This window comes from Streptomyces sp. NPDC003697 (assembly GCF_053587115.1).
In genome coordinates this window covers 1-18,712 of the sequence record NZ_JBSFNN010000015.1, presented here as the reverse complement: position 1 = coordinate 18,712, position 18,712 = coordinate 1, and the positions used below count along the sequence as shown (strand labels likewise).

General features: G+C 72.6%; 19 protein-coding genes and 1 pseudogene. 8 read left to right on the top strand and 12 right to left on the bottom strand.

What is annotated here, in order from left to right; genetic code table 11:
- Positions 1 to 83: 83 nt before the first annotated feature.
- The 10 genes from ACWDNY_RS08745 to ACWDNY_RS08700 all read right to left on the bottom strand — a co-directional run bounded on the left by ACWDNY_RS08745 (position 84) and on the right by ACWDNY_RS08700 (position 10,192).
- Entirely contained in the window at positions 84 to 1,496 is a 1,413-nt protein-coding gene (locus tag ACWDNY_RS08745) for a bifunctional albaflavenone monooxygenase/terpene synthase (RefSeq protein WP_451645013.1), read from the bottom strand.
- Positions 1,493 to 2,572 (bottom strand): epi-isozizaene synthase, encoded by a 1,080-nt coding sequence (gene cyc1 / locus ACWDNY_RS08740; protein ID WP_451645012.1) that lies wholly within the window; start codon positions 2,570 to 2,572, stop codon positions 1,493 to 1,495. Before cyc1 ends, ACWDNY_RS08745 begins: the two co-directional genes overlap by 4 nt.
- Positions 2,573 to 2,868: 296 nt before the next feature.
- Positions 2,869 to 3,519, bottom strand: a complete 651-nt coding sequence (def, locus tag ACWDNY_RS08735; protein ID WP_451645011.1) for a peptide deformylase — start codon at positions 3,517 to 3,519, stop codon at positions 2,869 to 2,871.
- A gap of 85 nt (positions 3,520 to 3,604) precedes the next feature.
- Positions 3,605 to 4,585: a tetratricopeptide repeat protein gene (locus tag ACWDNY_RS08730; RefSeq protein WP_451645010.1), complete on the bottom strand. Its 981-nt coding sequence runs from the start codon at positions 4,583 to 4,585 to the stop codon at positions 3,605 to 3,607.
- A 92-nt stretch (positions 4,586 to 4,677) separates the two neighbouring features.
- Entirely contained in the window at positions 4,678 to 6,009 is a 1,332-nt protein-coding gene (locus ACWDNY_RS08725) for an HD-GYP domain-containing protein (protein ID WP_451645009.1), read from the bottom strand.
- Positions 6,006 to 7,322: an HD-GYP domain-containing protein gene (locus ACWDNY_RS08720; protein WP_451645008.1), complete on the bottom strand. Its 1,317-nt coding sequence runs from the start codon at positions 7,320 to 7,322 to the stop codon at positions 6,006 to 6,008. Before ACWDNY_RS08720 ends, ACWDNY_RS08725 begins: the two co-directional genes overlap by 4 nt.
- Before the next feature lie 137 nt (positions 7,323 to 7,459).
- Positions 7,460 to 7,771, bottom strand: a complete 312-nt coding sequence (gene rsrA / locus ACWDNY_RS08715; RefSeq protein ID WP_451645007.1) for a mycothiol system anti-sigma-R factor — start codon at positions 7,769 to 7,771, stop codon at positions 7,460 to 7,462.
- Positions 7,768 to 8,451 (bottom strand): RNA polymerase sigma factor SigR, encoded by a 684-nt coding sequence (gene sigR / locus ACWDNY_RS08710; RefSeq protein ID WP_451645006.1) that lies wholly within the window; start codon positions 8,449 to 8,451, stop codon positions 7,768 to 7,770. Before sigR ends, rsrA begins: the two co-directional genes overlap by 4 nt.
- Before the next feature lie 276 nt (positions 8,452 to 8,727).
- Entirely contained in the window at positions 8,728 to 9,375 is a 648-nt protein-coding gene (locus tag ACWDNY_RS08705) for an alpha/beta hydrolase family protein (protein WP_451645005.1), read from the bottom strand.
- Between the two features lies 1 nt (position 9,376).
- Positions 9,377 to 10,192: an SOS response-associated peptidase gene (locus tag ACWDNY_RS08700; protein WP_451645004.1), complete on the bottom strand. Its 816-nt coding sequence runs from the start codon at positions 10,190 to 10,192 to the stop codon at positions 9,377 to 9,379.
- Between the two features lie 120 nt (positions 10,193 to 10,312).
- On the opposite strand from ACWDNY_RS08700, the gene ACWDNY_RS08695 reads away from it, so the two are divergent.
- The 4 genes from ACWDNY_RS08695 (at position 10,313) to ACWDNY_RS08680 (ending at position 14,045) form a co-directional block, all read left to right on the top strand.
- The gene (locus ACWDNY_RS08695) at positions 10,313 to 11,035 is read left to right on the top strand and encodes a M50 family metallopeptidase (protein WP_451645003.1); all 723 of its coding nucleotides are present in this window, start codon (positions 10,313 to 10,315) and stop codon (positions 11,033 to 11,035) included.
- Between the two features lie 194 nt (positions 11,036 to 11,229).
- The gene (aroA, locus tag ACWDNY_RS08690; protein ID WP_451645002.1) at positions 11,230 to 12,567 is read left to right on the top strand and encodes a 3-phosphoshikimate 1-carboxyvinyltransferase; all 1,338 of its coding nucleotides are present in this window, start codon (positions 11,230 to 11,232) and stop codon (positions 12,565 to 12,567) included.
- A gap of 12 nt (positions 12,568 to 12,579) precedes the next feature.
- A complete protein-coding gene (gene rsgA, locus ACWDNY_RS08685) occupies positions 12,580 to 13,605 on the top strand; it encodes a ribosome small subunit-dependent GTPase A (RefSeq protein WP_451645001.1) in 1,026 nt (341 codons plus the stop codon).
- A 116-nt stretch (positions 13,606 to 13,721) separates the two neighbouring features.
- Entirely contained in the window at positions 13,722 to 14,045 is a 324-nt protein-coding gene (locus ACWDNY_RS08680; protein ID WP_451645000.1) for a DMT family transporter, read from the top strand.
- Positions 14,046 to 14,062: 17 nt separating this feature from the next.
- Here the strand turns inward: ACWDNY_RS08680 and ACWDNY_RS08675 are convergent, their stop codons facing one another.
- On the bottom strand, positions 14,063 to 14,677 hold the full coding sequence (locus ACWDNY_RS08675; protein ID WP_451644999.1) for a TetR/AcrR family transcriptional regulator: 615 nt from the start codon (positions 14,675 to 14,677) through the stop codon (positions 14,063 to 14,065).
- A 178-nt stretch (positions 14,678 to 14,855) separates the two neighbouring features.
- On the opposite strand from ACWDNY_RS08675, the gene hisN reads away from it, so the two are divergent.
- Positions 14,856 to 15,656, top strand: a complete 801-nt coding sequence (gene hisN, locus ACWDNY_RS08670; RefSeq protein WP_451644998.1) for a histidinol-phosphatase — start codon at positions 14,856 to 14,858, stop codon at positions 15,654 to 15,656.
- A gap of 337 nt (positions 15,657 to 15,993) precedes the next feature.
- On the top strand, positions 15,994 to 16,395 hold the full coding sequence (locus tag ACWDNY_RS08665) for a CBS domain-containing protein (RefSeq protein ID WP_451644997.1): 402 nt from the start codon (positions 15,994 to 15,996) through the stop codon (positions 16,393 to 16,395).
- Positions 16,396 to 16,471: 76 nt separating this feature from the next.
- On the opposite strand, the gene ACWDNY_RS08660 is transcribed toward ACWDNY_RS08665, so the two are convergent.
- Positions 16,472 to 17,923 carry a catalase gene (locus ACWDNY_RS08660; protein ID WP_451645089.1) on the bottom strand — a complete coding sequence of 484 codons (1,452 nt, stop codon included), beginning with the start codon at positions 17,921 to 17,923 and terminating at the stop codon, positions 16,472 to 16,474.
- A gap of 145 nt (positions 17,924 to 18,068) precedes the next feature.
- Between ACWDNY_RS08660 and ACWDNY_RS08655 the strand changes: the two genes are divergently transcribed.
- Complete coding sequence (locus ACWDNY_RS08655; RefSeq protein WP_451644996.1) at positions 18,069 to 18,485, top strand: Fur family transcriptional regulator; 417 nt, start codon at positions 18,069 to 18,071, stop codon at positions 18,483 to 18,485.
- Positions 18,486 to 18,612: 127 nt separating this feature from the next.
- A pseudogene (locus tag ACWDNY_RS08650) lies at positions 18,613 to 18,712 on the top strand (lipase); the annotation flags it as partial.

Sequence of the window (18,712 nt, the reverse complement as noted above, 5' to 3'; positions counted from 1 at the left end):
CCCCCGTGGCCCCACCCCGCCCGGCCCGTCCCCGGCGCCGGAGCGCGCCGCCGCGCGGCACGCGCCCCCGTGCCGTGCGGATCTCAGCGCGGCACGGGCTTCAGCAGCAGCCGGTGCGGACGCAGCGTGATGCCGACCCGGGGCGTGCCGTCGGAGCCGGGGGCCGGCTCCAGGCGGTAACGCGTCGCCACCGCCGCCGTGATGAGGGTCAGCTGCGCCATCGAGAAGTGGTCGCTGGGGCACTTGCGGTTGCCCACGCTGAACGGGCTCATAGCGTATTTCGGTACGTCCTTGGAGCGTTCCGGGAGCCATCGGTCGGGGTCGAATGCCAGGTGGTCCGCATAGGATCGCGGATCGCGCTGGATCGCGTACGGGCTGTAGATGATGTCCGAACCGGCCGGAATGCGATAGCCGCCGAGCTCGGTCTCCGTGACCGCGCGCCGCGTCAATACCCATACGGCCGGGCGCAGACGCATCGCCTCGACGACGACATTGTTGGTGTGCGTGAGCTTGCGGACGTCGTCGAATCCGACGGGCCGGCCACCGGTCACCGATTCGACCTCGGCGCGGATGCGGTCGGCGTGTTCGGGATGCTCGGCAAGTGCCTGCAGCAACCACAAGACGGTGGATGCCACCGTTTCGCTGCCGGGGGTGAGTATCGCGACGACCTGGTCGTGGATCTCCTGCTCCCCGATGGGGTCGCCATTGTCGTCCTTCGCCTCCAGCAATGCCGTCAGCAAATCGTCCGGATTCCGACCGGATGCGCGGCGCTCCGCGACGATCTCGTCGACGAGGAGATGCAAATCGGCCAAAGCGCGGTTGAATTCGCGGTTGGCCGGCAGCGGCAGCCGGTACAGCGGTCCGAGCGGGACGACCATGCGCCGGTACATGCCCCGGAAGACGGTGGTCAGCGCGACACTCAGCCGCTCGGCCCGCTCGTCCATGTACTGGCCGCGCAGCAGGCACCGGGCCGCCATGCGGACGGCGACCCGGAAGGACTCCGAGGTGCAGTCGATCGTCTCGCCCGAGGCCCAGCGCCCGACCAGGGCGTGCGCCTCCTCCTCCATGATCGGCCCGTAGGCGGGGATGGCGTCGAGCCGGAAAGCGGGCTGGATGGTGCGCCGCTGGCGCCGGTGCAGCGGGCCGTTGGCCGTGGCCACGCCCTCCCTGCCGAGCAGGTCCTCCAGGGACTCCCACAACGGGCCCGCGATGATGTAGTCGGAGCTGAGCGCCACCGCCCCGGTGAGGGCGGGCGTGGTGACGGCGTACACCGTCTTGGGGCCGAGCCTGAGGCGCACGACGTCGCCGTGGTCGCGCAGCTGGGACATGTACGCCAGCGGGTCGCGGGCCAGCTTCAGGCCGTGGCCGAGGAACGGGACCCCACCGCCCGCGAAGGGCGGCTCACGCAGCTGGGGCGCCGTTTCCCGCGGGCCGTCGGGCGGCGGGGCCGCTCCTGGTTCGCGTGACGGGGACGGGGCGGATGAATCGACGGTCATTTCTCACCTGCCGCTTCGTTGTTGACGTACGGGGGCGTGGACCGGTCGTCCCAGCTGTCGACCATGTAGCGGCCGGACTCGTGGTGGAACCAGTAGACCGAGCTGAACCAGTTCCGCATATTGCCGAGGCAGTCCCGGACCGCGCTGCTCAGTTCCTTTCCGCGTACCGTTCCGTCCGCCAGCCGGTCGGCGAAAAGTAACGCCTCCTGCTCGGCCTCCTGGAATTCGGATATGCATTCCTCGATCCGTCGCCTGAGGTCCGCGACGGCTTGTTCCAGAGTCATTCCCTCGTGTTTGACGAGACTGATTCCGAGGTTGTGCACCTCGTCGCCCGCGATTTCCTTGGGGAGGGAGCAGAGGTCGTTGTACCAGGCGGCGAATTCCTGGCTCAGGAGTGCCGGACGGCGGTAAGCCGGATTCCTCCGCACGGCGTCCGGGAGTTCGCAGCCGGCGCTCGGCTCCAGCAGGTCGGTCCAGATCCAGTGGGCGAAGGTGAGCCGGCGCAGCGCGAGATACTCCGCGACCGTGGGTACGACTCCCCCGGTGCGATTGCGGAACTCCCGGTCGTAGGCGTCGATCACCGCGTGGAAGTGCCGGGCGAAGCGGGCGTTCCACGTCTGGGGCAGGAACGAGTACAGCCGCGACACGCTGTCAGCGAAGGCCGCGACCAGCGGGTCCTGGTGGTGCAGATGCGCCTCGGGTGAGTCCAGGGCCGTGTGCAGCGCCAGCCTCAGCCGCCGCCAGGCGTCGGGCCGGCCGTGGACGATGTCGCGGTCATGGCGGTCGTCCCAGAAGAAGAACCACGCGCTGTAGTCGGCGATCGCCTGGAGCACCTCGTCCGGGGCGCCGATGTAGTACCCCGCCATGAGGTCGGTGTAGCACAGGCCGTCGGCGTGTTCTTGGACCTTGTCCGCCGGCATGAGCCGCTTTTCGAGCAGCCAGCAGCGGGTCTTCTCCTGAAGCCTGGGCCAATACGGGTGCAGTCTCCTGGTAAACGCGGCCTCGATCACCGGAAGAGCGAGTGACGGTGGGACCGCAACCGCCGTAGATGTGGTGCTGTGTGGGAAAGCTGGCACGAACAAACCCCTCTCAGCCGCCAGTGGCGCTCACCCCTGGTCTCGTGCCGGGCGCGCGCCGTCGCGTAATCCCCGCACTCACCATTCAGCACCACAACTGACCACCCTGGGAACGGATTTGCTCCACTCACCGGACCCCGGTGCCGAGAATATCCCCATGTGTGGCTGATTATGAATCGAGAGGGCGTACAAAGAATCGAATACGACTGCACACATGAACGGCGCCCGGCCGGGGGAACCTCCCGGCCGGGCGCCGTGTGAACGGGGCTCTCGCGCGCCGACTGCCCCGCCGCGCCTCAGTCGTTGGCGACGACGGGGTAGCGCGGCTCGTTCTCGGCCATCTGCCGCAGGGCGTCCTTGCGCTCGCGCTTGGACAGCCGGTCGATGTAGAGGTAGCCGTACAGGTGGTCGGTCTCGTGCTGCAGGCACCGCGCGAAGTACCCCGTGCCGCGCACCTTGACCGGGTGGCCCTTCTCGTCCTGCCCGGTGACCTCGGCGTAGTCGGGGCGGGCGAGCGGGGCGTAGGCGGCCGGCACGGACAGGCAGCCCTCGTTGCTGTCGTCCAGGCGGCGCCGGTCGGCGGGCAGCTCGACGATCTTCGGGTTGCAGACCACGCCGACGTGCCGGACGCCCTCGTCGTCCATGCAGTCGTAGACGAAGACCTTCAGGTCGACGCCGATCTGGTTGGCGGCGAGCCCGACGCCCTCGGCGGTGCGCTGGCTGGCGAACATGTCCGCGACGAGCTGCTGGAGATCGTCGCCAAAATCGGTGACGTCCCTGCACTCCCTGTGCAGCACCGGGTTGCCGACGACCGTGATCGGCCGCGAGGTGCCGCGCTCACGCCAGGCGGTCTCGCGCTCCTCGCAGTCCTCCGTGTCGACCACGTAGCCCTCGTCGTCGACGGGGAGCACGCCCGCGTGCTGCTGATCGGTGTCCTGCTGCGCCATGACCGACGTATGCCTTCCTGCAAGCCTGAGAAACTTCGCGTGTACAGCCTAAAGGGGGCGGCACGGCACCGGGGTCCGGCAGTCCTCAGCAGATCTCTTCGAGGTCCCGCCAGTCCCTCGAGTCCGGGCTGTCCGCGACCCAGCCGTCCAGCAGGCCCCGGACCAGCGAGGAGGGCGCCGCGATGCCGCACTCCCGCTCGGGCACCCACTGCTGACCGTCCGTGCGGTGGCCGAGCGGGCCCGGCTGGCCCGGCTCGCTGTGGTCGTGCGGGTCGAGGTGCTCGCCGTCGCCCTCGTCGGACGGCATCCGCGACTCCGAGCACGTCCGGCACAGCAGCCGTACGGACGACGACCAGTCCTCGGCGGCGAAGCCGGCGTCGGCGGCGAGCTGCTCCAGAGCGTCCCGGTCGGCCTCGGTGGCGGCCTCCAGCAGCACCACCCAGGTGGGCACGGGCGAGGGCGCCCACAGCTCGATCTCGTCGAAGACGGGGTAGGTGTGCCCGGCGGCCGTGGTCCGCTCGCCGTGGGGCACACCGTCGTGCAGCACGACCTCGCCCCAGCGCCGCCCGGAGGACGGCAGCGGAATGGACAGCACCTCCATCCGGGCCGGGTCGAGCCGGCGCCCCCAGACGACCTCGGCCTCGCCCTCCGGCGACAGCCGGACCGCGGCGCTGCCCAGCTCCATGCCGAGCGGTTCCCCGGACGCGGCCGCCCCGCCGGGCACCTTGAGCCCGTAGGCCTGCCAGGCCCGCCGGGCCAGTGGCCAGTCCTGCAGGGCGGTGGCCGCGATGCCGACGTTCCACCAGTCGGGCGCCCCGGTCTCCTTCTCGAGCAGGGCCACGGCCCGCAGGCCCGCGGCCCTGGCCTGCTCCCAGTCGTGCCGGAACTTGTGCAGCAGGGCCAGGTTGAACCAGGACTCCGACAGCCAGGGCTCCAGGTCGGCCGCGCGTGTCAGCAGCGCGCCCGCGTCCTCGTACCGGCCGTCACCGATCAGGGTGAATGCCCGGTCGGTGGCCTGCCGCCAGGAGGCGGAGGGCCGGTGCCGTCCCTTGCCGAAGATCCTCACGATTCCCGCCTGCCAGTTCCGTTCAGTGGGCTGGCTTCGCCCCCGGACACCCTTCCTTGGCATCCAACCATGTGCGGCCGGAAGGCCGCTCATTACCCATGGGTTACCCAGCCGCGGGCACCGTCAGACCGCCCGGACCGGCGCCCGCCGCCCTCGCCCGGCGGCTCCGCGTCGCCGGGCGGCCGCCCGAACTCCCAGCGGGCGTGGCCGTCCTGCCGGGCGAGCACCCGGGCCAGTGACTCCACCACCTCGGGCGCGTGGTCGCCCGCGGTGCCCAGCCGCAGCTCCTCCAGCGCCGTCAGCGGCCCGCCCGGGCCGGCGTTGCGGGCCCTCTCGTCGTAGGCGTTCACCGTCCGCACGATCCGCGCGGGCAGCGGCTGTTCCCAGCAGGGGTCGGCCTGCCGCTCCACCACCACGGCGACGGCCGGGTCGACCCCGGTCTGCCGGACGACGGCCCCGCCGAGCAGGGCGATGCGGCGCTGCTCCTCGGCGGGCAGTGCGGCGGTGACCCCCGAAGGCACCGGATCGACCAGGCTGAGCTGTCCGATGTCGTGCATCAGGGCGGCGTACTCCAGCACGGTCAGCTCGGGCTCGGCGAGGCCCAGGTCGCGGCCCACCGCCCGGCTGAGGGCGGCGACCCGCCGGGCGTGCCCGGCCGGGGTGTACCCGGCGACCTCGGTGGCCCGGGCCAGCGAGGCGATGGTCTGCCGGTAGGTGGCCCGCACGGCGGCGTACCGACGGTAGGACAACTGCGTCAGCAGCAGCGGCAGCGAGAACACCGGCAGGGCCCACAGGCCGACGACGGCGACCGCGAGGGCCATGACGGCGCCCGTCGCGCACACCGCCGACCCGATCCCGAGCAGCCCCCGCAGCTCCTCGCGCAGCAGCGGGCCGAACGGCCAGCGGGTACGGCTGTGCGCCAGCGCGGCCCCGAGCACGGCGTCGCACAGCGCGGTGAGCCCGAGGAGCGCCACGAGCAGCAGGGTGTGGGCGGTTCCCTGCCAGGTCCCGAAGACCGCGCGATCGTGCAGCGGCTGGAAGCAGACGGCGGTGAACCCCACCGTGAGCGTGCGCCGCACCAGGTGGTCCAGCGACGGGCTGTGCCCCCGCGCGATGTGCGGCACACTGCCGAGGAGGGAGGCGACCAGCACGACGGCGACGACCTGGCAGGCACCGTGCTGGGTGGGCCGCCCGGCGTCCTCCCCCAGCAGGGCGTACGACAGCGCCCCCGCGGCCCCCAGCGGCGCGGTCTCCCGTATGTCGGCCCCGGTCCACCGGGTCAGCTCGCCGACGAGCACGAGCAGGCCGAAGGCGAGGGCGGCGCCGCGGTTCTCGAGTCCGTCCCAGAGGGTGAGCGCGAGGCAGACCAGGGCGAGGAGCAGGGCGCAGGCGCGGATGAGGAAGCCCGGGACCGGCCGGGTCATCGGCGTGCTTCCTGCGGGCCGGGCTGCCGGCCGCCGGGAACCGGGGGCCGCAGCGCGGGCGTCCCCTCCTCGGCGGTGACCGCCGGGTGCCAGCCGTGCCGGCCGAGCGCCCGCACCAGTGCCGCCACCATCCGGGGGTCGAACTGGGCGCCGGCGCACCGCCTGAGTTCCTCCAGCGCGGTCGGGACCGGCCGGGCCCGGCGGTAGGAGCGGGTGGACGTCATCGCGTCGAACGCGTCGGCGACGGCCACGACCCGCGCGCACTCGGGGATCTGACTGCCCGCCAGCCCGTACGGATAGCCGCTGCCGTCCAGCCGCTCGTGGTGGTGCAGGATGGCCGACCGGGCCTCCCCGAGGAAGGAGATGCCCCGCACCATCTCGTGTCCGTACTCGGGGTGCAGCTCGATCACCCGCCGTTCCTCGGGCGTCAGCGGGCCGTCCTTGCGCAGCAGCCGGGTGGGCACCCCCAGTTTGCCGACGTCGTGCAGGATCCCGGCGAACCTCAGCACCTCGACGCGCTCGTCGTCCATCCCCAGCTCACGCGCGATCATCACGGAGGCCAGGCCGACCCGCTCGCTGTGCCCGCGGGTGTAGCCGTCCTTGATGTCGACGGCCTGGACCAGCGCACGGATCGTGGCCTGGTGGGCGGCCCGCTCGCGGTGGTACTGCGCGTACACCCACCACGACACGCACATCGGCAGCAGGACGAACAGGGCGGCGACCGGCCCGTACGGACTGCGCCAGAGCACGGCCATCATCAGCCCCGCCAGCCCGTGCACCGCCAGCGGCGCGAGCGACCGCAGGAACAGCCCCCGCCAGGCCCGACGCACCGGCACGCGCTCGGCGAGCGCGAGGATCCCGCCGTCCAGCAGCGTCAGCGCCAGGCAGAACGCCACCACGGCGGCCCCGGCGGGCAGGAGCGCGTAGGGGAAGTCGGAGCCCACGACGGCGTCCCGTCCGCCCAGCGCCCCGTGCACCCGGGCGGCCGTCCACACGGCGAGGGAGAGCTGGGCCGCCCGCCAGATCCGCCGCAGCGTCTCGGGCCGGCGTCCGGCCCGGGCGAGCAGGGCCCCCGGCCAGGGGACGAGGGCGGCCGCGGCAGGGGGCAGCAGGAAGGCCGCGGCGAGCAGGACCGGGTAGAAGGTCCCGCCGAAGCGCCGGCGGGCGAGCTGCTCGCCGGCGGCGTAGACCACGGCCAGCAGGGCGATCACCCACCAGGGGGTGCGCGGCACCGGCGGTGTCACCACGCACAGCAGGGCGCCGAGCACGGCACACACGACGTATGCGCGTGCCCGCCGTGGCACAGCCTCCATGACGCCCCTCCCCCCGGTGATGCCGGTCCAGGGCTTGGGAGCCTAGGGCCGGCAGGGGGGAGTCGGCGGGCCGATAACCCGCGAATTAGCACATTCGGGTGACGCCGTCGTCCGCGCGGACGAGCGCGCGGGAGGGCTCAGGACTCCTGGGGCGTCTTCGGCGCCGCGGCCACGTCCCGCTCGGGGGCGGTCTGTCCGGAGCGGATCAGTTCGATGCGCCCCATGACCTTGGCGCGGAGGTCGGCGGGTACGTCGTCATGCCCGCAGCACCGCTTGACCAGCTTCTTCACGGCCTGTTCCAGACCGTACTTCTCGAGGCACGGCGAGCACTCCTCGAAGTGGTGCTCGAACTTGGTGCGATCGACGTCCGGCATCTCACTGTCGAGGAACTCGTACAGGTGATCGAGTACCTCACCGCAGTCCGTCTCGTGCGGCTCTCCGCAGCTCATGAGCCCGAGCCTTTCGCTTCGTTCGACTCTCCGGCGCCGGCCGGGACCAGTCCGCGCTCACGGGCGTAGTCCTCGAGCATGCCGCGCAACTGACGGCGGCCCCGGTGCAGCCGGGACATCACCGTACCGATGGGGGTCCCCATGATGTCCGCGATCTCCTTGTACGCAAAGCCCTCGACGTCCGCGAGGTACACGGCGATGCGGAATTCCTCGGGGATGGTCTGAAGCGCCGCCTTCACGTCCGAGTCGGGCAGGTGGTCGAGCGCCTGCGACTCGGCGGAGCGCAGGCCGGTCGACATGTGCGACTCGGCGCGGGCGAGCTGCCAGTCCTCGATCTCCTCGGCCGCGCTGCGCTGGGGTTCGCGCTGCTTCTTGCGGTAGGAGTTGATGAACGTGTTCGTGAGGATCCGGTACAGCCACGCCTTGAGGTTGGTGCCCTCGCGGAACTGGTGGAAGGACGCGTACGCCTTGGCGTAGGTCTCCTGCACCAGATCCTCGGCGTCGGCCGGATTGCGCGTCATGCGCAGCGCGGCCGAGTACATCTGGTCGAGGAACTCGAGCGCGTCCCGCTCGAAGCGCGCGCTGCGCTCGGCGGTCGACTCCGTGCCCGTGCCCCGGCCCTCCGGCTGCTCCGCCTGGCCGTTGCCGGTGCCTGCGTCGGTCCCAGTGACCGGACCCACCTCCTCCGATGCCGTCGTGGAACCGAAATCGGTCCCACTGGAATCGGAGGATAGACGACCTGCGGTCGAAGGCGCCTGCCAACCCGGTCCGCCCGCCGCCCGGACTTGGGCGGTCCTCGCCGCGGGCAGCACCGTCCACTCCAGACCGGTGCGGCTGCTGCGGCTCGGGCAGAAGATCGAACCCATGCGGCGAACTTCCTCTCCTACGACGTCGGTGCTGTTCCCCAGCACACACGTCCGGCTCAACAGCGAGTGTGCGGCGGGCATTCCCGGCCGTCACCCGAGTGACACGGCCCACTGGGCGACGCCCTCGACGACGATCTCCAGGGCCCGCTCCTGGGTGATGTCCGCCCGCTTGGGCACGGCGAGGCCGTGATCGCCGAACGGCACCTCGATCAGTTCGTAGGGACCCTCCGGGAATTCCCCGGGCTTCCCGAACGGGTCGTTGCCCCCTTGGACGACGAGGGCGGGCACCCCGGCCGCCAGCAGTTCCCCCGCGCGGGACCTCTCGGGCCGGCCCGGCGGGTGCAGCGGGAAGCTCAGGGCCAGGACGGCGTGCGCGCCGAGCTCCGTCGCCGTGCGGCAGGCGACCCGGGCGCCGGCGCTGCGGCCGCCCGAGACCACCGGCAGGCCGGGGCGCACGAGCGCCGGCCACAGGCCGCGCCAGCCGGTGTCGAGCGTCTTCGGCGCGGGCGCGACCTTCTTCCCGGCCACGCGCCAGGGCTGCTCGACGAGCGCGACGGTCACCCCCCGCCGGGGCAGCGCGCGCGCCAGCGCTCCCAGGTCGCGGGCCTCGATGCCGCCGCCGGCGCCGTGACCGAGGGCGAGCACCAGGCGCGCCCCGGGGGCCGTGTACCAGGTGACGCGGGCAGTCCCGGCGTCCGTCTCGATGGTCTCGGTGGTTGCGTCCGTCGCGTGCGTCACATCAGAAGAGTGTGCCCTCCTCGGGCGCCGCGAGCTCCTTGAGCAGCTCGGGACCGTTGTTGCGGACGTTGCTGACGGCCGTGGCGACGGGGTAGGCCCGCATCAGGCCGGGCGGAGGGGGTGCCAGCAGCCCGCGCAGTTCGCCGGCGTCCGTCCGGGCCGGGTCCAGCCAGGCGTCCCAGCGGTCCGGCGTCAGCATCAGCGGCATCCGGGGGTGGATGTCGGCCAGCGAGCCGGGGCCCTGCGGGGGCGCCACCGCGAGCGGGGTCCGCTCGGCCTCCGTCGTGATCACCGAGCAGGTCGCCCACCAGGCCCGCGGGTGGTCCTCCGGCAGCGTGCTGTCCCGCCAGAACTCGTAGAGCCCCGCCATGGCGAACACCGATCCGTCGGCCGGGGTCACGAAGTACGGCTGCTTGCGCGGCCGCTTCCTGCGCCCCTCGACCTCCAGCTCCCGCTCCTGCGTGCCGGTGACCCACTCGTAGTAGCCGTCGGCGGGCAGGACGCAGCGCCGGGCGGCGAAGGGGCGCCGGAAGGACGGCTTCTCGTGCACGCTCTCGGCCCGCGCGTTGATCATCCGGGCGGCCCCCTCGGGGGACTTCGCCCAGGACGGCACCAGCCCCCACCTCAGCTTCCGCAGCTGCCGAACCGGACGCTTGCCGGCGGCGTCCTTCAGGGGGCGCTCCAGGACCGCGTAGACCTCCTTCGTCGGAGCCACGTTGTAGTCGGGGGCCAGGGTCTCCTCCGGCTCCCACTTCTCGATCTCGAAGACCGCCGCGAGATCCTCGGGTCCGCGACTCGCTGCATACCGTCCGCACATGCGTGCAACACTGCCAGGCCCGCCCGTCACCCGACCACCGTCTTCGCGTGACTGTGACGGGCGCCCACCCGCCCGACCGCCCGGTCCGGCACGAGCGACACGAGGAGCCAGCCGACGACCATGGACAGCACCGCATCCATCGCGCTGCCCGCCCTGTGGGACCGGCTGGTGGGTACCCAGCCGCGACCCGACCTGTGGGTGGTGATCGCCACCCTGGCCGCCGCGCTCGCCGCCGTCCTCCCGCACGCCCTGTGGCGCGTCTCCCGCAACGCCGTCACCATCGCCCACGAGGGCGGTCACGGGCTGGTGGCGCTGCTCACCGGCCGCACCCTGACGGGCATACGCCTGCACTCCGACACCAGCGGCCTGACCGTCAGCCGCGGCAAGCCCTACGGCGCCGGCATGATCCTCACGGCGGCCGCCGGCTACACCGCTCCCCCGCTGCTCGGGCTGGGCGGCGCCGCCCTGCTCGCCGAGGGGCGCCTCACCCTGCTGCTGTGGGTGGCCACGGCGTTGCTGCTGGTCATGCTGGTGATGATCCGCAACGCTTACGGCGCGCTGACGGTGGTCCTCGCGGGCGGCGCCTTCCTGCTGGTCTCGTGGCTGGCCGGGCCACAGGTGCAGGCGGCGTTCGCCTACGCGGTGGTGTGGTTCCTGCTGCTCGGCGGGGTCCGCCCGGCCTTCGAGCTCCAGGTCAAGCGGGCGCGCGGCGGCGCGGGCGACTCCGACGCGGACCAGCTGGCACGGCTGACGCACGCACCGGCGGCGGTGTGGCTGTTCCTGTTCCACGCGGTGTCGCTGTGCTCGCTGATCGGCGGCGGGCGGTGGCTGCTGATGCTGTGAGGGCCGGGCGGTGACTGCCGACGCTGTGCAGGCCGGGACGATGGCGTCCGTCCCGGCTCGCCCCGCGCCCCGGCCGCCGGGCGCGGGCGGCGGGCGTCCGTCCCCGGCGGTCCCCCTGCCGTGGCCCGGGTCCGCCCGCCTCCCGCCGCTCTCGATCAAGATCTCGGGTCACCGCCAGCCACTAAAGTGGGGGCATGGCCGTTAACCCCGCACCCACCGCCCTCTGGCCCGCCCCGCACGCGAGCGGAGCCGTCGACGCGACGGTCCACGTGCCCGGGTCCAAGTCGGTCACCAATCGCGCCCTGGTGCTCGCCGCCCTTGCCTCCGAGCCGGGCTGGCTGCGGCGCCCGCTGCGCTCCCGCGACACGCTGCTCATGGCGGACGGCCTGCGGGCTATGGGTGTGGGCATCGAGGAGACCGTGTCCTCCAGCAGCGGCGCGGGCGCCTCGGGCGAGGCGTGGCGCGTGATCCCGGCGAGCCTGCGGGGCCCGGCCACGGTCGACGTCGGCAACGCGGGCACCGTCATGCGCTTCCTGCCGCCGGTCGCCACGCTGGCCGACGGCCCCGTCCGCTTCGACGGCGACCCGAGGTCGCACGAGCGCCCCCTGCACGGCGTCATCGACGCCCTGCGGGTGCTGGGCGCCCGGATCGACGACGACGGCCGCGGCGCGCTGCCCCTGACCGTGCACGGCAGCGGCGGGCTGGACGGCGGGCGGGTCGAGATCGACGCGTCCTCCTCGTCCCAGTTCGTCAGCGCCCTGCTGCTGTCCGCCCCGCGCTACAACCAGGGCGTCGAGGTCCGTCACGTCGGCTCGGCGCTGCCGTCCGTGCCGCACATCCGCATGACCGTCGACATGCTGCGCGCGGTCGGCGCCCAGGTCGACACCCCCGAGTCGGGCGGCGAGCCGAACGTCTGGCGGGTCACCCCGGGCGCGCTGCTCGGCCGGGACCTGACCGTCGAGCCCGACCTGTCCAACGCGCAGCCGTTCCTCGCGGCGGCGCTGGTGACCGGCGGCAAGGTCGTCGTCCCGGACTGGCCGTCCCGCACGACCCAGCCGGGTGACCGGCTGCGGGAGATCTTCACCGAGATGGGCGGTTCCTGCGAACTGACCGACTACGGCCTGACGTTCACCGGTTCGGGAGCCGTCCACGGCATCGACGTCGACCTCGGCGAGGTCGGCGAGCTGACGCCGGGCGTCGCGGCCGTCGCCGCCCTCGCGGACTCGCCGTCCACCCTGCGGGGCGTGGCGCACCTGCGGCTGCACGAGACCGACCGCCTCGCCGCGCTGACCAAGGAGATCAACGAACTGGGCGGTGACGTCACGGAGACCGCGGACGGCCTGCACATCCGCCCGCGCCGGCTGCACGGCGGCGTCTTCCACACCTACGAGGACCACCGCATGGCGACGGCCGGCGCGGTCATCGGCCTGGCCGTCGAGGGCGTGCAGATCGAGAACGTGGCGACGACCGCGAAGACCCTGCCGGACTTCCCCGAGCTGTGGGCCGGGATGCTCGGGAGCGACAGGGCGTAGGGGACGTAAGCGATGCGCCGCTACGGCAAGCACACCGACGAGGACGACATCCGTTCGCGCCCCAACCGCCGGGGCAACCGCCCGCGCACCAGCATCCGCCCCAAGCACGAGGACGCGGCCGAGGGCATGGTGCTCACCGTCGACCGGGGCCGGCTGACCTGTCTGGTCGAGGGCCGTATCGTGATGGCCATGAAGGCCCGGGAACTGGGCCGCAAGGCCGCGGTGGTGGGCGACCGGGTGGCGCTCGTCGGCGACCTCTCCGGTGCGAAGGACACCCTGGCGCGCATCGTCCGCATCGGGGAGCGGGGCTCCGTCCTGCGCCGCACGGCCGACGACGACGACCCGTACGAGCGCGTGGTCGTGGCCAACGCCGACCAGCTCGCCGTCGTCACCGCCCTCGCCGACCCCGAGCCGCGCCCGCGCCTGATCGACCGCTGCCTGGTGGCGGCGTACGACGGCGGCCTGGAGCCGCTGCTGGTGATGACGAAGTCGGATCTGGCCCCGCCGGACAAGCTGCTGGAGCTGTACGGCGCCCTCGACATCCCGCATGTCGTCACCAGCCGCGAGGAGTTGGAGAGCGGCGAGGCCGCGGACCGGGTGCGGGAGCACCTGGCAGGGAAGATCACCGCGTTCGTCGGCCATTCCGGCGTCGGCAAGACGACGCTGGTCAACGCGCTGGTGCCCGAGGAGCGGCGGCGGCTGACCGGGCACGTGAACGCGGTGACCGGGCGGGGCCGCCACACCACCACCTCGGCGCTGGCGCTGCCGCTCGCAGACAACGTGGGCGGCAGCGGCGGGGGCTGGGTCGTCGACACCCCGGGCGTACGGTCCTTCGGGCTCGCGCACGTCGACCCCTCCCGCGTCATCAACGCCTTCCCCGACCTGCAGCCGGGGACGGAGGGCTGTCCGCGCGCGTGCAGTCACGACGAGCCGGACTGCGCCCTCGACGCCTACGTCGCCGAGGGCCACGCCGACCCGGCCCGGCTGTACTCGCTGCGCCGGCTGCTGGCCACGCGGGAGCGCAGGGAAGGCGACTGACCTCCGCGTTGTTCGTCCTGGCCGGGGCGGGGCACGGGCATAATCGCACCGAGCCGGATCCGAGCCGAGCACCACGACGAGCGGTCACGGAACGCGGACACACGAAAGGACAGCACATGGCGTGGCTGCTGGTCATCGTCGCGGGTCTGCTCGAGACCGGCTTCGCGGTGTGTCTGAAGCTGTCGCACGGCTTCACCCGGCTCTGGCCGACCGTCGCCTTCTCCTGCTTCGCCCTGGGCAGTTTCGGCCTGCTCACCCTGTCCCTGAGGAAGCTGGACGTCGGACCCGCGTACGCGGTGTGGACGGGCATCGGCGCGGCGGGCACCGCCGTCTACGGCATGGTCTTCCTCGGCGATCTGGTGTCGACGCTGAAGATCGTCTCGATCACCTTCGTCATCATCGGCGTCATCGGTCTCCAGCTGTCCGGCTCCACGCACTGAACGCCGGGCAACGCCCCTCAGTCCCGGGCCGGTTGGCGAGGCAGGGCCCGCCGGACCAGCTCGGCGATCCCGCCGTCGCCCGGTGGAGCGGCCACGCAGGACAGTGCGAGGCGGAACACCAGCTCGCAGGTGCGCGTCAGCTCGGCGGTGTCCGGCCGGAACGCGCCGGACGCGGTCAGGACGTCGACGGCACGGTCGCGGACGGCCGCCACGAAGTCGCCGGGCGACGGCAGCGCACCGTCCGCCCTGCGCTGCGCCGGGAGGGGGGAGGACGAGGGCACCGCCGCCAGGACGGGTGCGGGCAGCCGTTCGCTCCAGTCGCCGGTGAGCAGGGCGCGGATCAGGGTGTTCTCCCTGGCGGCCGCGACGGTCCACTCGGCGGCGGCGGTGAGGCGGTCCCCGGCGTCGTCGTGGGCGGCGAGCGCGCGCTCGACCCCGGCGAGGTAGCGGTCCGCCTCCCTGCGCACGAGGGCCCGCGCGAGTCCGTCCTTGTTGCCGAACTCGTTGTAGAGCGTCTGCCGGGAGACCCCGGCCGCCGCGGCCACGTCGACCATCCGCACGGCGGACCACGGCCGGCGTGCCAGCGCCGTACGGGCGGCGTCCAGCAGGGATTCCCGCGTCGCAGGCATCATCGCCTCCCGGGGGCGAGCGACCTCTGCGCCCAGATTTGACGCGCCCGGAGGGGCTGTCAAGCCCTCGCGGACACGGTGGGCCCGGGCGCCCCGGACGTCCGCCGCCTCCGTCCCCCGGCCGGCCCGCCGGCCCGACCCGTGTGGCCCCGGCCCCTTGCCGGCGGATACCGTTCGTTGCATGGCCGACTACCTCGACGACCTGCGCCTGGCCCACGTCCTCGCCGACGCCGCGGACGCCGCGACGATGGCCCGCTTCAAGGCGCTCGACCTCAAGGTCGAGACCAAGCCGGACATGACGCCGGTGAGCGAGGCGGACAAGGCGGCGGAAGAACTCATCCGCGGGCAGCTGCAGCGTGCCCGGCCCCGCGACGCGGTCCTCGGTGAGGAGTACGGCGTCGAGGGCACCGGCCCCCGCCGCTGGGTCGTCGACCCGATCGACGGCACCAAGAACTACGTCCGCGGCGTCCCCGTCTGGGCCACCCTGATCTCCCTGATGGAAGCCGGCGAGGGCGGATACCGGCCGGTCGTCGGCGTCGTCTCCGCGCCCGCCCTCGGCCGCCGCTGGTGGGCGGCGCTGGGCCACGGCGCGTTCAGCGGCCGCAGCCTGTCGTCGGCGACCCGTCTGCACGTCTCCCGCGTCGCGCGGCTCGCGGACGCCTCCTTCGCGTACTCCTCGCTCAGCGGCTGGGAGGAGCAGGGCCGCCTGAACGGCTTCCTGGACCTGACCCGCCAGGTGTGGCGCACACGCGCCTACGGCGACTTCTGGCCGTACATGATGGTCGCCGAGGGGTCGGTCGACTTCTGCGCCGAGCCGGAGCTGTCGCTGTGGGACATGGCCGCCAACGCGGTCATCGTCACGGAGGCGGGCGGCACCTTCACCGGTCTCGACGGCCGCCCGGGCCCGCACAGCGGCAACGCGGCCGCGTCGAACGGACTGCTGCACGACGAGATGCTCGGCTACCTCAACAGGCGTCACTGAGGCACGGCACGCACCGGCGTCCGTCCGGCACCGCACCGCCCGCACCGGCGTCCGCCCGGCAGCACAGACCCGCGCGTATCCCGCGCACCGCCCGGCAGGTCCCGCATCCGCCCGCGCCACCGCACGCCCGAGCGCAGCCCGCGCCGCCGGCCGGGCAGGCGGCGGTCCGCCCGGACGCGGCGCGGCCGGGTCCGCGGACCGAGCCCGCGCACCCTCAACCGGCCCCGCGCACGCCCTTGTTGACCCGCCCTTTACCTGTCACTCTGAGGACACCCCCATTTGTGAACTTGTGAATGACCGCACAAGTTCCGGGACTCCCAGGAGGTGGCTCCAGCCCATGCTCGTCCGCGACGCCATGAGCACCGTGGTCCTCACCATCGGCCCCGCACACACCCTCCGCCAGGCAGCCGCCCTGATGTCCGCACGCCGCGTCGGCGCTGCCGTGGTCCTCGACCCCGACGCCGGCGGTGTCGGCATCCTGACCGAACGCGACGTCCTCGACTCCGTGGGCCTGGGCCAGGACCCGGACACGGAACCCGTCCACGCCCACACCACGACCGACGTCGTGTTCGCCGCCCCGTCCTGGACGCTGGAGGAGGCGGCCCGCGCCATGGCGCACGGCGGTTTCCGCCATCTGATCGTCCTGGACCGCGGCGAACCGGCCGGGATCGTCTCGGTGCGCGACATCATCCGCTGCTGGGCCCCTGCCCGGCAGGCCGCGCAGCGCGTTCCCGCCTGAGTACGCGAACGGGCCGGACCCCCGCTCCCGGGGGTCCGGCCCGTCACCGCGGCAAGCGGTCCGGTGCCCTGAGGCGTCAGCCGCGCAGGGCCTGGACCGCGACCTCCAGACGCTTGCCGAAGTCGGCGTCCGCCTGGCGGAAGTTGTTGATCGCGCGCTCGGCGACGTCCTCGCGCGAGACCTGCGAGATGGCGCCCGCGAGGTTGTTCACCAGGCGCTCCTTCTCCTCCTCCGTCATCAGGCGGTAGAGGTTCCCCGCCTGGACGAAGTCGTTGTCCTCGGCGTGGACCGGGGCCTCCTGGTCGCCGGTGACACCGGTGACCGGGATCGGCTGCCACAGCGGCCGGCCGGTCTGGAACGGACCGCCGAAGCTGTTCGGCTCGTAGTTCTTCGCACCCTTGTGGCGGCCGTCGTACAGGGAGCCGTCACGGGAGGTCGTGCGCGCCTCGGTGGCGTGCGGGCGGTTCACCGGCAGGTGGTCGGCGTTGATGCCGACGCGGTAGCGGTGGGCGTCGCCGTAGGCGAAGAGGCGGCCCTGGAGCATCTTGTCCGGGGACGGGCCGATGCCGGGCACGAAGTGCGCCGGGGAGAAGATCGACTGCTCGACCTCGGCGAAGATGTTCTCCGGGTTGCGGTTGAGCTCCAGTCTGCCGATCTCGATGACCGGGTAGTCGGCGTGCGGCCAGACCTTCGTGAGGTCGAACGGGTTGAAGCGGTAGCCCGCCGCCTCGGCCGCGGGCATGATCTGGACGCCCACGGTCCAGCTCGGGTACTCGCCGCGCTCGATCGCCTCGCGCAGGTCGCGCTGGTGGGAGTCGGGGTCCTCACCGGCGAGCCTGGCGGCCTCCTCCTGGGTGAGGCACTTGATGCCCTGGTCGGTCTTGAAGTGGTACTTGACCCAGAAGACCTCGCCGGCCTCGTTGTTCCACTGGAAGGTGTGCGAGCCGAAGCCGTCCATGTGACGGTAGGACGCCGGGATGCCGCGGTCGCCGAACAGCCAGGTCACCTGGTGCGTGGACTCGGGCGACAGGCCCCAGAAGTCCCAGACGTTGTCCGGCTCCGTCGACCCGGTGTACGGGTCGCGCTTCTGGGTGTGGATGAAGTCGGGAAACTTGAGGGCGTCCTTGATGAAGAACACCGGGGTGTTGTTGCCGACGAGGTCGTAGTTGCCCTCTTCGGTGTAGAACTTCAGCGCGAAGCCGCGCGGGTCGCGGACGGCGTCCGCGGCACCCAGGTTGCCGGCCACGGTCGAGAAGCGGAGGAAGACCTCGGTCTGCTTGCCGACCTCGGACAGGAACGCGGCGCGCGTGTACGGGGTGACGTCGGCGGTGACCGTGAAGGTCCCGTAGGCCCCGGCGCCACGGGCGTGCACGACGCGCTCCGGGATGCGCTCGCGGTTGAAATGGGCCAGCTTCTCCAGGAGCAGCTGGTCCTGCACGAGCACCGGGCCGCCGGCGCCCGCCGTCTCGCTGTTCTGGTTGTCGGCCACCGGAGCACCGGCCTCCGTGGTGAGCGGCCCCTGCGTCACGTGCGCCTCCTGCTTCATTGCTGACCAATCCTGCACCTTGGCCAAAGTCGAGGCCGATCCTACAGTAGACATTGTCCAAATCAAGTGACGCTCCAAAGTCACACCCGTTCGGGACCTGGCCCCCTCTGCTGCTAGGCTGGTTCGCATGAGCGACCTTCTGGAACGGCTGCGCGGACGCGGATGGCGCATGACCGCGCAGCGGCGCGTCGTGGCCGAGGTCCTGGACGGCGAGCACGTCCACCTCACGGCCGACGAGGTCCACGCCCGGGCCGTCGGCAAGCTGCCCGAGATCTCCCGGGCGACCGTCTACAACACGCTGGGCGAGCTGGTCTCGCTCGGTGAGGTGATCGAGGTCTCCACGGACCGGCGGGCCAAGCGGTACGACCCGAACGCCCACCGGCCGCACCACCACCTGGTCTGCGCCCGCTGCGGTGCCATCCGGGACGTCCACCCGACCGGTAACCCCTTGGCCGACCTCCCGGACAGCGAGCGCTTCGGCTTCACCGTCTCCGACGTAGAGGTGACGTACCGCGGGCTGTGCCCGACCTGCAGGGCGGCGTGAGGCGCGTACCCCCTTCGAAAAGGCCCCGGCACCGGTGAGGTGCCGGGGCCTTTCGCTGCACGGACGCCGCCGCGGAAGCCGGCCGCACACGCCGCCGGTCACGCTCCGCGCCCGGAAACACACCGAAGGCCGGCTCAGCTCCTCCACCGGGCTCGTGTCCCTCAGCGTCGGCGGCAACGACGCGGGCTTCGCGGACGTCATGACGACCTGTGTGACCTCGTCCGACA